Source organism: Nocardiopsis sp. NPDC101807, assembly GCF_044766605.1.
Classification (GTDB): domain Bacteria; phylum Actinomycetota; class Actinomycetes; order Streptosporangiales; family Streptosporangiaceae; genus Nocardiopsis; species Nocardiopsis tropica.
In genome coordinates, this window is the sequence record NZ_JBIWMK010000002.1 from 535,112 (window position 1) to 548,408 (window position 13,297).

The following is a 13,297-nucleotide window of genomic DNA, read 5'->3' on the forward strand; positions in this document are numbered from 1 at the left end:
CCCGCCCAGCATCGGCGCGGACCGCGAGGGGCGCGAGGGGCGCGGGCGCGTGAAGCGCTCCCCCGCTCCCCGGCTGCCGGGGAGCCGGGACCCCCACGGCCCCCACCGCCCCCGGGCCCGGGATCAGAACGGGTAGCGGGCCGGGTCGGCCTGCATCGTCACCCACTGGGTCTCGGTGAACGCCTCCAGGTTGGCGCGGGTGCCGCCGAAACGGGACCCCGTCCCGGAGTCGCCCACACCGCCGAAGGGGGCGACGGCCTCGTCGTCCACGGTCTGGTCGTTGATGTGCACGATCCCGCTGGGCACCCGGTCCGCGATCTCCATGCCGCGCATCGGGTTGCGTGTGAGCACGCCCAGGGACAGGCCGTACTCCGTGGAGTTGGCCAGCTCCACCAGCTCGTCCACCGAGGAGAAGCGCACGACCGGGGCGACCGGCCCGAACACCTCCTCCGCGTAGGCGGGGGTCGCGGCCTCGACCCGGTCCAGGACGGTCGGCCGGTAGAACAGCCCCTCGTAGGTCCCGCCCGCGCGCAGCTCGGCCCCGTGGTCCACGCTGCCCGTGACCAGCGCGTGGATCTTGTCGCGCTGTCCGGCGTCGATGACCGGTCCGAGCGCCGAGCCGTCGGACTCGGCGTCTCCCACCGTCAGCGCGTCCGCCCTGGCCGAGAGCAGGTCCACGTAGGCGTCGGCGACGGACTCGTGCACCAAGTGGCGGCCGGTGGTCATGCAGATCTGCCCCTGGTGCAGGAACGAGCCCCAGGCGCCGACGGAGGCGGCCGCGTCCACGTCCACGTCGTCCAGGACCACCAGCGGCGAGTTCCCGCCCAGTTCCAGGTGGACCCGCTTGAGGTGGCGCCCGGCTGCCTCCCCGACCCTGCGCCCGGCGGCGGTGGAGCCGGTGAAGGAGATGACCCGCACGTGCGGGTCGGCCACCAGGGCCTCCCCCGCGGCGGCCCCTCCGGGCAGCACCTGGAAGACGCCCTCGGGGACACCCGCCCTGCGGAAGACCCCGGCCATGACGGCGCCCCCGCAGACCGCGGTGCGCGGGTCGGGCTTGAGGACCACGGCGTTGCCGACGGCCAGGGCGGGGGCGACCGAGCGGATGCCCAGGATCAGGGGCACGTTGAACGGGGCGATCACACCGACCACCCCGGCCGGCACCTGGCGGGAGAAGCTCAGCCTCGGCTTCCCGGTGCGCAGGATCTCGCCGTGCGGCTGGGAGGCCAGGGCGGCGGCCTCGAAGCACTCCCCCGCCGCCACGTGCACCTGGAAGCCGGCCATCCCGGCCGCCGCGCCGCCCTCGCGGCGCAGCCATCCCATGATCTCGCCGGCGTTGGCCTCCAGCAGGTCTCCGGCGCGGCGCAGGACGGCGGCCCGCTCCTCGAAGGACGCGGCGGCCCACCCCCTCTGGGCCCGGGCGGCCCGCGCGCCGGCCTCGCGCACGTCGTCGGCGTCGGCGATGCCGGTGCGTCCCAGCACCTCCCCGGTCGACGGCGAGACCACGGGGGCGTCACCGCCCCTGGCAGGCGTCCACGCACCGGTGAAGACGGCGGAGGTGAAGTCCTCGGAGGCGATCAGGGTCACGGTGTGTCTCCTTCGACGGTCTCCCGCGCGTGCGGGAGCGGTATCTGGCTCCGGCGCGGAGCCCGGGTCGGATCGGTCTCCCGCACGTGCGCGGGAGCGGTTCTGCGGGACCGGCGCCCGCGGACGGCGGGCGGTCAGCCCGCCGGGGCGCCGCCGGCGACCGGGCTGCCGTCCCGGCCCCCGGCCTGGCCCCGCGGACGGCCCTCCGCCCCCGCGACACCCCTCTTCGCCCTCTGGATCTCGGCGTAGACGCGGGTGCGCAGCTCGGTGAAGCGACCGTCCCGGCGGGTGGTGAGCTGGTCCCGCACGGCCGGCAGGTCGACGGTGACGTCGTCCTGCACGACGGTCGGTGAGGAGGAGAGCACGAGGACCCGCTCCCCCAGGTAGACGGCCTCGTCGATGTCGTGGGTGACGAACAGGACGGTGACCCCGAGGCGCTTCCAGAGCGCGCGGATCAGGTCCTCCAGGTCGGCGCGTGTCTGCGCGTCGACGGCGGCGAAGGGCTCGTCCATGAGCAGGACCTCGGGCTCGTAGGCGACGGCGCGGGCGATGGCCACGCGCTGCTGCATCCCGCCGGAGAGCTGCCAGGGGTAGGCGTCGGCGGACCCGGCCAGCCCCACCGCCTCCAGGGACTCGCGGACGAGGCCGGTGCGCCGCTCCGCGGGGAGCTTCTTCTCCTTCAGCGGCAGTTCGACGTTGGCGCGCACGCTCATCCACGGGAAGAGGCTGCGCCCGTACTCCTGGAAGACGACGGCCATCTCGGGCGGCGGCGCGGTGACGGGGCGGCCCGCGAGCTCGACGGTGCCGCTGGTGGGCGGCATGAGCCCGGCGATGCACTTGAGCAGGGTGGTCTTGCCGCAGCCGGAGGGGCCGACGAGGCAGACGAGTTCGCCCTCGGCGAGTTCGAAGGTGAGGTCGCGGACGGCCTCGACGGCGGCGGCTCCCCCGTCGTAGACCTTCCGGAGGCCGGTGACCTTGAGCATGGTGGGGCTTTCTCCCTCGTGGTCGGTCGTGGTCGGTTCCGCGGCTGCGCCCATGGGCTCACCCGCCCCGGTGCGCGGCGCGCAGGCCCCGGTACCAGCCCAGGACGCGGCCCTCGACGAGCTCGAACAGCGCCGACAGGGTGAAACCGATCAGGCCGAGCAGGACCATGCCCGCCCACATCTCGGGGATGGCGAAGCTGCGCTGGAACTGGACGATGGCGAACCCCAGGCCGCTGGAGCTGGCGAACATCTCGCTGATGACCATGAGGATGATCGCCAGGGCCAGGGCCAGGCGCAGCCCGGCCATGATCTGCGGGGCCGCCGAGCGCAGGACCAGGACGCGCAGCCGGGTGGCGCCGGTGACGCCGTAGCAGCGGGCGGTGTCGGCCAGGACCGGGTCCACGGCGCGGACGCCCTCCACGGTGTTGAGCAGGACGGGCCACACGCAGCCGGAGACGATGACCATGACCTTCATGGAGTCGTCGATGCCGGCCAGCAGGATCATCAGCGGCACCAGGACCGGCGGCGGGACGGCGCGCAGGAACTCCAGGACGGGCTCCAGGAGGGCCCGGGTCCGGGGGGACAGGCCCAGCAGGACCCCCAGGCCCACGCCGAGGACCGCCGCGACGGTGAAGCCGGTGAGCAGGCGGGCGAGGCTCGGGAGCACGTCGGTGAACAGGCGTTCGGAGAACCACAGCTCGACGAAGGCGGCGGCGACGAGGTCGGGGGCGGGTGCGTAGTAGCTGCCCGAGGCGGCGCCGGCGTAGGCGTAGGCCCCGACGAGCACGAGGGGGAGCAGGAGCACGTGCAGGACGCGCAGGCCCATCCGGCCCGCGGCGCCCCGTCCGGGGCGGCGCGGTCGCACGGCCGGGGCCCGTGTCCCGGCGCCGTCGCCGGCCCGGGCGGTCCCGAGGGTCCGGTTCATGCTGCGGCCTCCCCGCGGACGGAAGCGTGCCAGTGCAGGACTCTGCGTTCCAGGGCGCGCACCCCGGTGTTGACCAGGACCCCGAGGCCGCCGGTGGCAACGATGAGCGCGTAGACCGAGGCGACGGCCCCGCTGGACTGGGCGACGGCGATCTCGCGGCCCAGGCCCGGGGAGCCGATGACGAGCTGGGCGGTGACGGACAGGATGAGCGCGACCGACGCGGCCAGGCGCAGGCCCGTCATCAGGTAGGGCAGGGTGGTGGGCCACACGACGTGGCGGACGCGGGCCAGTCGGCCGAGCCCGTAGGAGCGCGCGGTCTGCTCGGCGACGGGGTCGACGTCGGCCACCCCGTACAGGACCTGGACGTAGAGGAGCCAGAAGGAGGCGTACACGACCAGGAGCAGGGTGGAGCGCAGGTCGGTGCCGTACATGAGGACGGCGAGCGGGATGAGCGCGACCGAGGGGATGGGGCGCAGGAAGTCCACCGTGGAGTCGGTGAAGGCGCGCACCCGGGGCAGCGCGCCCAGGGTGAGGCCGAGCACGACGGCGGCGGCGAAGGCGATGGCCAGGCCCAGGGCCCATCCGGTGAGCGTGTCGCCCACGGCCGTCCAGAAGGCGGCCGTGGTGGCGCGTGCGGCCAGGGTGGCCAGGACCTCCGAGGCGGGCGGCAGGTGGCGGGCGGAGACGGCGCCCAGGCGCGGCGCGGCCTCCCAGAGCGCGAGGAGGGCGGCGATGCCCAGGGCGCCGAGGAGCGGCCTGCCGGGGCCCGCGCGGGCGGCCCGGCCCGGGCGGGCCCCGCCGCCCGGGGGCGCGGCCGTCGGCGCGGCCCCGGTGGTGAGGACTGCCGGCCCACGGCGCATCGGCGCTCCAACCGCGTCGGGGTGGACGCCGGCGCCCACCACTGTACGTTTTGCGAACACTTGTTCTTTTGGCGAACATAGGTGATGTGGCTCACCGGGTCAAGACGTGGCGCGGGCGCATTTCGACCCCGTGGACGCCGCACGGCGGGACGGTCGCCCCCGGCCGGGACGTTCCGGGCCCCGTGCCGCCGCACGGGGTCCGTCGCTCCCCCGATCGTTCGTCATGTGAATATGTGTGCGCACAAGGAACATCTCTGTGGCACCCGGGCGCCATGCCCGACCGACGAGGGGACACCTGATGCGCACACGCGTCGGCATCATCGGAGCGGGGCCCTCCGGCCTCCTGCTCTCCCACCTGCTGCACCTGGCCGGTATCGAGTCGGTGGTGCTGGAGACACGGGACCGCGGCTACGTCGAGGCGCGCCAGCGCGCGGGCGTCGTGGAGCACGGCGTCGCCGACCTTCTCCGCCGCAGCGGACTCGGCGAGCGCATGGACCGCGAGGGCATCACCCACGACGGCATCGAACTGCGCTTCGACGGCCGCTCCCACCGCGTGGACTTCTCCGACCTGTGCGGGCGCAGCGTGGAGATCTGGGCGCAGACCGAGATCGTCAAGGACCTGACCGCCCGGCGCCTGGCCGACGGGGGACAGGTCCTCTTCGGCGCCCGGGCCACCGCGATCGAGCGGATCCGGACCGACCGCCCCCGCGTGCGCTTCACCCTGGAGGGCCGGGAGCAGGTGCTGGAGTGCGACTACGTGGCGGCCTGCGACGGCTTCCACGGGATCGGGAGGCGCAGCCTGCCCGAGGGCGTCGTGCGCACCTTCGAGCGCCTCTACCCCTTCAGCTGGCTGGGCGTGCTGGCCGACGTGCCGCCCTCGTGCGAGGAGCTGGTCTACGCCCGCCACGAGCGCGGCTTCGCCCTGCACAGCATGCGCTCGGAGGAGGTGAGCCGCCTCTACCTCCAGGTGCCCAACGGCACCGACCCCGACGACTGGCCCGAGGAGAGGGTGTGGGAGGAGCTGGCCGAGCGCATGGCCGTGCCCGGCTGGGAGCTGCGGCGAGGACCGCTCACCTCCAAGGGCCTGACCCCCATGCGCAGCCTGGTCACCGAGCCGATGAGCCACGGGCGCCTCTACCTGGCCGGGGACGCCGCGCACATCGTGCCGCCCACCGGGGCCAAGGGGCTCAACCTGGCGCTGCACGACGTGGCACTGCTCGCGGAGGGCCTGCGCTCCTGGTACACGCACGGCGGGACGGGCGCGCTGGAGGGCTACTCGGCCGCGGCGCTGCGCCGGGTGTGGCGGGCCGAGCACTTCTCCCACTGGATGACCACGCTGCTGCACACCTCGGGCGACGCCTTCGACCACCGCCTCCAGCTCTCGCACCTGGAGTACCTGGCCTCCTCCCGGGCCGCCTCGACCCAGCTGGCGGAGAACTACACCGGCCTGCCCCGCCTCTAGAGGCGTTCGGCGGCCGGTGCGGTCACGCCGGCCGGCCGCGCCGTTCCCGTACGGGGCGACGGCGCGGCCGGGGCGGCGGATCACCCGAAGACGACGTCCGAGCAGTTGTAGAACGCCTCGGGGCTGTCCGAGCGCTCCCACACCACGTACACGATGTGCTGGCCCTGCCGCTCGGGCAGGTCGACGTCCCAGTAGTACTCGGCGCCCTGGACCCCGCCCTGGCGCAGCGGCGGGTCGGTCACCTCGTCGATGAGCTCCAGGTCGTCCCAGGCGAGCGGGGAGCCGGGGTTCCACCCCTCCTCGGTGACGTAGGTGAAGAACGTGCCGGGGTGCGGGGCCCAGGCGTTGTGGTGGAACTCCACCGTCTGCCCCGAGGGCAGGCCGGTGGTCGGCCAGTCGGTGCGCGCCGCGTTGAACGCGGAGAAGGCGGGCGTGGGCCCGCACAGCTCGCCGTCGGCCACGACCTCCTGGTGGCGGCCGTCGGCGTCGCTGATGAGGTTGCCGAACCAGTTCCAGAACGGGTACGAGCCGCCCTCGGCCAGGGCGTCGGCGCAGGCGGGGTTGGTCGGCTCGACGTTGCCGCCCGCGCCGCCCTCGAGTCCGTCGACGTAGCAGGCGTAGGTGCGGCTGGCGGGGTAGGTGAACGCGCCGTGGGCGGCGGCGGGCTGCGGGGCGAGCGACACGGCCAGCGCACCTGCGAGGGCGCCGGACGCGGCGATCGCGCCCGCCTTGGTCACGGTCTTCACGGGGGGTCTTCCTTTCCGTCTGCGGGCCTGTCCGCCCGGCCTCCCGGCGGCTCCTCGCCCTGCCCGTTCCGGGTGGGCCCGGTGCGGGCCCCGGCAGGGCGGCCCCGACCGCCCCTTTCCCTCGCACGGCGGCGGGGCACGCCGAGGAATCGGCTGCGCCGCCCCGACGGAGGCGGGGACGTGTCGGGACTTTCGTGAGCACCATGGACGGGCATTCATTTTGGGAACGCTCCCATGGCCTTGCACGGTGCAAGTTAACAGGAACGACACAGGCCCACAACGGGTCCTGGCGAAGAATTTTCGCGGTACGGATCTATCCGGACACGCTGAGCTACAGGACCTTGCGGAACCCCGTCCGCTCCTTCGAGGAGCAGCCGCCCCTGACGTGCGCCGATCACGGGACGGACGCCCGGGGCCGCCGTGGAGCGGGCCCACCGCCGAGAGCGCCGACGCGCGCAAAGGTCAGTGTGTTCGCACCCCGGGGGAAGTATTCGGAACCGTCTCCGGCGAGGCGCGCCGACGGGCGCCGCGGCCCACGGGAGGGAGGACCCGCGGACGTGACCGGCGCCGCCCCGCGGACAGGGGCGGGGGCGGCCCCGTACCGTCCCCGGGCAGCCGCCCGGACGGACCGACGCCCCCGGCGCCCACCGCCCCCGGATACGGGCGCCCGTACCGGTGGGGCGGAGCGAGCCCGGGGCCCGCCCCGCCCGGCACGGGCGCCCCGGTCAGCCCCAGAAACCGAAGCTGTACAGCAGGCCGTTGGTCGCCGCGACCACGCCCAGGGCGAGCACCGCCCCCGTGACGAACGAGGTGCGCAGCGAACGCACCAGGAACTCCAGCGACACCAGGTTGTTGAGGAGGAAGTAGCCCAGCATCGTCGCGTGCCAGAACCCGTCCATCGACAGCGGCTCGAAGAAGTAGGCCGAACCGGTCCACACATCGGTCTCGGTGGTGAACCACGCCCACGCCAGGGCCGCGCCGTACCCCAGCGGGATCTGGATCAGCGGCAGGATCAGCAGAGGCAGGAGCTTGACGAAACCCCACAGGCCGGGCTGGTCGGCCCGGCGCGCCTCGGAGTGCGCCCTGCGGGCCGCGTCCTGCTCCGCGCGCAGGCGGTCGCGGTGCACGCGCTCGGCCTCCTGTCGGCGGCGCTCCTCGATCCGCTGCTCCTCCATGCGGCGCCGCTGGTCCTCCTGCTGGCGCTGCTGCTCCGCGGCCAGGCGGCGCTGCTCCTCCTGCTGCCTGCGGCGCTCCTCCTCCTGGCGCCGCTGGTGGGCGCCGGTGTCCGCGCGCCCGCCGCGGGGCCCGCCGTACAGGTCGGCGTAGGGGTCGTCCGCGTCCTGGTCGCCGTACGCCTGCCCCTGCTGGTACTGGGACGTGGCCCCCTGCCCGTACGGGGAGGCCGTCTGTCCGGGCTGCTGCTGCGTGGGCGGGAACTGCGCCGTGGGCTGGTACCCGCCCGGCGCGGAACCCGCCCCGTGGCCCGCGCCCTGCGTGCCCGCGACCCGGGTGGCCTGGTCGTCGCCGAACGCCCCCGCCGCGGCGGCTCCCCCCAGGGCCCCGGCCGCACCGCCCAGGGCGGCCGCGCCGCCCGCGCCGAGCACCTCCGTGCGCTGGTGGCCGCCGGTGGCCTGCGGGTCCCCCGCCGAGGTCGCGAGCGCCCGGTTGACCTTGGCGACCTGCTCCTGCACACCCGCCATCACCGCCGGGGGCAGCCAGGACGCCCCGGCGTGCACATCGCCCAGGTAGTCGAGGATCTCGCCCGGCCCGGGCCGTCCCTGCGGATCCTTGGACAGGCAGGCGGCGACCAGATGGCGCAGGCTCTCGGGCACCGCCGACAGGTCGGGCTCCCGGCTGATGATGCGCATGACCATGGTGGGCATGTTGCCCTCGCCGAAGGGCCCGGTGCCCGACGCGGCGAAGGCCAGGACGGCGCCGTAGGCGAACAGGTCGCTGGCGGGCGTCAGGTGCTCCCCCTGGACCTGCTCGGGGCTCATGAACCCCGGGGTCCCGATGATGGACTGGGTGGCGGCCGTGCCGTCCGTGGCACGGGCGATGCCGAAGTCGATCACCCGCGGCCCGTCCTCGGACAGCAGCACGTTGCCCGGCTTCAGGTCGCGGTGGATCAGGCCGACCCGGTGGATCTCCACGAGCGCCTCGGCGAGCCCCGCGGCGAGCACCCGCACGCTCGCCTCCGGGAGCGGCCCGTACGCCTGCACCGCCTCGTCCAGGGGCAGCGAGGGAACGTAGGAGGTGACCAGCCACGGCACCTCGTCGTCGGGGCCCGCGTCGATCACCGGGGCGGTGAACGCCCCGCTCACCTGGCGGGCCGCGGTGACCTCGCGCGCGAAGCGCTGGCGGAAGGAGGCGTCCGCGGCCAGGTGCGGATGGATGCGCTTGACCGCGACGGCACGACCGGCGGCCGAACGTCCGAAGAACACCTGCCCCATGCCGCCGGCGCCCAGGCGCCCGATCAGCCGGTACCGGCCAATGCGTTCGGGGTCAGTGTTCTCTAGGGGACCCAACGTCCTCATCCTCCGACTCTGCCGCGACTGTCGTCCCGCGACTGCGCTCCCGGGACCCCCGCGATCGTAGCCAACAGCGGGTGGCGCGCCGACCGCGGACCGATCCCCGCGTCCGCGCGGGAAGGGGCCCAGTCTAGGGGGTTCGGCCGACACGGCACCCCTCTCGCCCGGAAGCGGGGACGCGTGTCCGCCGTCGGCCGGACCCCGCCGGAAACGCCCCGGCCGACCGCGAAGTTCCCCCCTGGCCGCCACCGGCCAAGTTGCCGCACGACGTGGCCGCGGCGATCACGTCACACCTAGTGTCGTCCACATCACCCGCGCGCGCGGAGGACTCCGCGGCCCGCCGGTCCGGCACGGCGGCCTCCCGCCGCGCCCGCGGGGGCGGGGACGCGCGCGAGGGAACGGGGGCCGGGCGCGTGCTCCCCGGACCGGCCGCCTCCGCGGCCCGCCGGGCCCCACCGCGCCACCCGGCGGCCGCTCCCCCGCCCGACCCCGCCGAGGAGAGCACGAGGACGGGCCCCGCCCGGCCCGGGAGCGCCAGAGCACCGAGGAGAGGACCACACAGCCATGCAGGTCATCGACGCACTGCGCATCGACGCCCGGCTGCGCGCGGCCCACAGCCTGTCATGGCTGTCCGCGCAGACGGGCGACCACCCCAGCCGCCTCCTGCACCGCCCCTGGCGCGACAACCCCTACCCGACCTACCGGCGGATGCGCTCCCAGGGCCCCTTCACCACCAGCAAGCTCGGCTTCCGCTCCGCCAACACCTACGAGGCGGTGAGCACCCTCCTGCGCAGCCGGGACTTCGGTGTGCGACCGCCCGCCGGGGCCGCCCTCCCCGGACAGTTCGACATCATCGACCTGTCCTTCCTCATGCTCGACCCGCCCGAGCACACCCGGCTGCGCGCCCTGGCCCGCCCCGCCTTCAGCCCGAGCCGCATGGCCGGGTACCGCACCGAGATCGAGAAGATCACCCACGAACTCCTCGACACGGCGACCGCCCGGCGCGATTTCGACCTCATGCGCGACTTCGCCCAGCCCCTGCCGATCGCGGTGATCAGCCGCCTCCTGGGCATCCCCGAGTCCGACGACGCCCGGTTCGTCCGGATCGGCCACACCATCGGCGGCGCTCTGGACGGCGCCCGCTCGGCGGGCCACCTGCGCCGGATCGACGAGGCCGCGGCCGAGCTGGACGCCCTCTTCGACCGGCTCATGGCCGAACGGCGCGCCCGCCCCCGCGAGGACGTGGTCTCCGCCCTGGTGGCCGAGTCCGACGACGGCGCGCCCACCCCCGCCGAACTGCGCGCGATGTGCCGCCTGCTGCTGGTCGCCGGGTTCGAGACCACGGTCAACCTGATCGGGAACGGGGTCATGGCCCTGCTGCGCCACCGCGAACAGTGGGAACGGCTGGTGCAGGACCCCGGCCTGGCTCCGGGGGCCGTGGAAGAGGTCCTGCGCTTCGACTCACCGGTGCAGATGACCACCCGATGGGCGCACGCCGAGTCGACCGTGCAGGGAAGGCAGCTGCGACCGGGCGACTACGCACTGTGCCTGATCGGGTCCGCCAACCGCGACCCGGACCGCTTCGAGGACCCCGACCGGTTCGACATCACCCGCGAGGACGCCTCCGACCACCTGTCCTTCTCCAGCGGCGTCCACTACTGCCTGGGAGCCCCGCTGGCCCGCCTCGAGGGCGAGATCGCCCTGCGCGCCCTCGCCGAACGGCTCCCGCGCCTGCGGCCCACCGCCGTCCCCACCCGCCGCGGCACCACCGTCGTACGCTCCCTGTCCCGGTTCCCCGTCACCACCGGCGCCGACTAGGACGCGGCCCGCGGGGCCCCTCTCCCGGGACGAGCGGCGAAGGCCGACCCGCCGGTCGGCCGTCCGGGCGCGGTCGGCGCGGCGAGAGGCAGCCCGACGGACCCGAGCCCGGAACGGCCCGCGGACCACGGCCCGGGAAGGCGCCCGGGCCCCGCACCACACGCCCAGCCCGACCCGGGCGTGCTCCACCAGTACAGGCCCGGCGAGAGGAACCCCGGTGGCACCGAGCCCGCGAGAACCCGAGCGACACCGCACACCGGCGGACCACAGGCACGACACGCTCCCCGGCGCCCGCCGGACCTCCACCCGGGGAAGGCGCGCGCCGCTGACCGCCGGCGTCCTGGCCGCGACGGCCCTCGCGGCCACCACGGCCCTGGTCCTCACCCTGCCCGGGCGGGCGCCGGTCGGCGAACTCCCCGCGCTGGCCCGCTCGCACGGCATCGGCCTGGGGGTGGCCGTGGCAGTGGACCCGCTGGTCCGCGACAGCGGCTACCGGGACGTGGTCACCTCCAACTACACCTCCGTCACCGCGGAGAACACCATGAAGTGGCAGTACGTACAGCCCGAGCGGCACGAGTTCGACTGGAGCGGGCCCGACGCGGTGGTGGGCTTCGCCGAACGCCACGGCCTCGACGTGCGCGGCCACACCCTGCTCTGGCACAACCAGCAGCCGCCCTGGCTGTCCGGGGGGACCTGGACCGGCGAGGAGCTGCGCGAGGTGATGCGCGAGCACACGGACGCGCTGCTGGGCCGCTACCGGGGCAGGGTCACCACCTGGGACGTCATCAACGAACCCCTCGTGGACGACGGCCCCCGGCTGCGGGACAACCTGTGGCACCGGGTCCTGGGCGAGGACTACATCGCCGAGGCGCTGCGCATGGCGCACGAGGCCGACCCCGGGGCCAGGCTCTACATCAACGAGTTCGGCATCGAGGGCGCCGGCCCCAAGGCCGACGCCCTCCACGCACTGGTGACCGACCTGCTCGACCGCGGCGTGCCGCTGCACGGCATCGGCTTCCAGGGGCACTTCGTCCACGGCTCCGTCCCCGAGGACCTGACCGCGCAGATGCGCCGCTACAGCGACCTCGGCCTGGACGTCACCCTCAGCGAACTCGACGTGCGCATACCCGAACCGGTCGGCCGGGAACAGCTGGAGGAACAGGCCCGGGAGTACCGGCGGGCCGTCCGGGCCTGCCTGGACGTGCCCCGGTGCGTCAACGTCACCGTGTGGGGGGTCAGCGACCAGCACTCGTGGATCCCCGAGTGGTTCCCCGGCTACACCGCGGCCCTGCCCTTCGACGGCTCCTACCGGCCCAAACCCGCCCTGGCAGGCATGGTGCAGGCCCTGGAACGGCGCCGTGCGGGCGCCGTCCGTCCGGCCCCGCGCACACCCCCGGGCCCCCGGACACGGCTCAAAAACTCAAGGGGGCCAGGTACTCCGGAACCACGACCCGCGTCCGCGGAGCGACCCGCAGCACCTCCGCCGTGAACTCCTCCACGCCCATCCCCGCCCCCGTTCCGTCCAGGGGCGGGTTCACCAGCTCCCGCTCGAAGTGGTCCCAGTGCACGGGCACGACCGTGGCCGGCCTGTCCAGCGCCTCGATGAGCCGCGGCACGTACTCGTGCGTACTGGAGGTCGAGGGCAGCGCGACCATCGCCACGTCCGGCGCCAACCCCGCCACCTCCCGCTCCGCGAAGTCGCTCGCCCCCATCAGGAACACCGACGGCCCCGACCCCGCCCTCACCTGGAAGGCGAGGGTGTCGCCCTCGGGCAGGTCCGCGACCGTGACCGGGACCTCGGGGACACCGACGCGCACCCCGGGGAAGAGCACCGACCTGGAGGCGTTGCGGCTGTGCAGCGCCCGCACGACCTCCACCACGCACCCGCCGAAGTCCAGGACCTCCCCGCCGCGCACCGTGGACACCTGACCCGCGGGAACCCCCATCGCCCGGGCCAGGTGGTACGTCGTCAGGGTCCCCACGACCCGCGCCCCCGTCGTGGTCGCGATGTGGGGGACGTCGGAGAAGTGGTCCCAGTGGCTGTGCGTCACCAGGACGACGCCGTCCTCGCCGATGTCGGCGGTGTGCTCGTCCACGAGCACCGGGTCCACGACCAGCTCCGTGGCGGCGTCGAACCCCCTCCCGGGGTCGAACAGGCCGGTGGAGAACCGGGTGAGGAACGGGTCCACCAGGACCGGCGCCCGCCCTGGGACGTCGATGCGCCAGCCACTGGCCCCCAGCCACCGGAACGTCGCACCCGACCCCCCGCCCGAGGACTCCGCCGGCGCCCCCGCCACCGCACCCGCCGCACCCGACAGCAGGGGCGTGAGCGCCCCCGCCGCCACCGCACCCCGCAGGAAACCCCGTCGTCCGATCGCCATGCGCCGGTCA

10 protein-coding genes are annotated in these 13,297 nt (G+C 74.7%); 3 read left to right on the forward strand and 7 right to left on the reverse strand.

Features of this window, described 5'->3' with window-relative positions; translation table 11 throughout:
* Positions 1 to 123: 123 nt before the first annotated feature.
* From ACIRPH_RS07620 to ACIRPH_RS07635, 4 genes are all read right to left on the reverse strand, one after another.
* The gene (locus ACIRPH_RS07620) at positions 124 to 1,584 is read right to left on the reverse strand and encodes an aldehyde dehydrogenase family protein (protein WP_402910650.1); all 1,461 of its coding nucleotides are present in this window, start codon (positions 1,582 to 1,584) and stop codon (positions 124 to 126) included.
* Between the two features lie 134 nt (positions 1,585 to 1,718).
* On the reverse strand, positions 1,719 to 2,567 hold the full coding sequence (locus ACIRPH_RS07625; protein WP_402911648.1) for an ABC transporter ATP-binding protein: 849 nt from the start codon (positions 2,565 to 2,567) through the stop codon (positions 1,719 to 1,721).
* Positions 2,568 to 2,625: 58 nt separating this feature from the next.
* The gene (locus tag ACIRPH_RS07630; RefSeq protein ID WP_402911650.1) at positions 2,626 to 3,393 is read right to left on the reverse strand and encodes an ABC transporter permease; all 768 of its coding nucleotides are present in this window, start codon (positions 3,391 to 3,393) and stop codon (positions 2,626 to 2,628) included.
* 95 nt (positions 3,394 to 3,488) lie between these two features.
* Entirely contained in the window at positions 3,489 to 4,352 is an 864-nt protein-coding gene (locus ACIRPH_RS07635) for an ABC transporter permease (RefSeq protein WP_402910653.1), read from the reverse strand.
* A gap of 298 nt (positions 4,353 to 4,650) precedes the next feature.
* On the opposite strand from ACIRPH_RS07635, the gene ACIRPH_RS07640 reads away from it, so the two are divergent.
* Positions 4,651 to 5,814: a 4-hydroxybenzoate 3-monooxygenase gene (locus ACIRPH_RS07640; protein ID WP_402910655.1), complete on the forward strand. Its 1,164-nt coding sequence runs from the start codon at positions 4,651 to 4,653 to the stop codon at positions 5,812 to 5,814.
* An 80-nt stretch (positions 5,815 to 5,894) separates the two neighbouring features.
* Here ACIRPH_RS07640 and ACIRPH_RS07645 read toward each other — a convergent pair whose 3' ends face one another.
* Positions 5,895 to 6,560 (reverse strand): lytic polysaccharide monooxygenase, encoded by a 666-nt coding sequence (locus ACIRPH_RS07645; RefSeq protein WP_402910658.1) that lies wholly within the window; start codon positions 6,558 to 6,560, stop codon positions 5,895 to 5,897.
* 725 nt (positions 6,561 to 7,285) lie between these two features.
* Positions 7,286 to 9,094 carry a serine/threonine protein kinase gene (locus ACIRPH_RS07650; protein WP_402910661.1) on the reverse strand — a complete coding sequence of 603 codons (1,809 nt, stop codon included), beginning with the start codon at positions 9,092 to 9,094 and terminating at the stop codon, positions 7,286 to 7,288.
* Positions 9,095 to 9,652: 558 nt separating this feature from the next.
* On the opposite strand from ACIRPH_RS07650, the gene ACIRPH_RS07655 reads away from it, so the two are divergent.
* Together ACIRPH_RS07655 and ACIRPH_RS07660 are read left to right on the forward strand one after the other, a co-directional pair.
* Positions 9,653 to 10,906 (forward strand): cytochrome P450, encoded by a 1,254-nt coding sequence (locus ACIRPH_RS07655; RefSeq protein WP_402910663.1) that lies wholly within the window; start codon positions 9,653 to 9,655, stop codon positions 10,904 to 10,906.
* Between the two features lie 325 nt (positions 10,907 to 11,231).
* A complete protein-coding gene (locus ACIRPH_RS07660; RefSeq protein ID WP_402911653.1) occupies positions 11,232 to 12,395 on the forward strand; it encodes an endo-1,4-beta-xylanase in 1,164 nt (387 codons plus the stop codon).
* On the opposite strand, the gene ACIRPH_RS07665 is transcribed toward ACIRPH_RS07660, so the two are convergent.
* Positions 12,319 to 13,287, reverse strand: coding sequence for an MBL fold metallo-hydrolase (locus ACIRPH_RS07665; protein WP_402910666.1), 969 nt, complete (start codon positions 13,285 to 13,287; stop codon positions 12,319 to 12,321). The genes ACIRPH_RS07660 and ACIRPH_RS07665 overlap by 77 nt on opposite strands.
* Between the last annotated feature and the right edge of the window lie 10 nt (positions 13,288 to 13,297).

Excerpts from the sequence above, each read along its gene's own strand:
- ACIRPH_RS07650 (WP_402910661.1), bottom strand. The coding sequence starts at position 9,094 with ATGAGGACGTTGGGTCCCCTAGAGAACACTGACCCCGAACGCATTGGC.
- ACIRPH_RS07640 (WP_402910655.1), top strand. The coding sequence starts at position 4,651 with ATGCGCACACGCGTCGGCATCATCGGAGCGGGGCCCTCCGGCCTCCTG.
- ACIRPH_RS07655 (WP_402910663.1), top strand. The coding sequence starts at position 9,653 with ATGCAGGTCATCGACGCACTGCGCATCGACGCCCGGCTGCGCGCGGCC.
- ACIRPH_RS07635 (WP_402910653.1), bottom strand. The coding sequence starts at position 4,352 with ATGCGCCGTGGGCCGGCAGTCCTCACCACCGGGGCCGCGCCGACGGCC.
- ACIRPH_RS07625 (WP_402911648.1), bottom strand. The coding sequence starts at position 2,567 with ATGCTCAAGGTCACCGGCCTCCGGAAGGTCTACGACGGGGGAGCCGCC.
- ACIRPH_RS07630 (WP_402911650.1), bottom strand. The coding sequence starts at position 3,393 with ATGGGCCTGCGCGTCCTGCACGTGCTCCTGCTCCCCCTCGTGCTCGTC.
- ACIRPH_RS07665 (WP_402910666.1), bottom strand. The coding sequence starts at position 13,287 with ATGGCGATCGGACGACGGGGTTTCCTGCGGGGTGCGGTGGCGGCGGGG.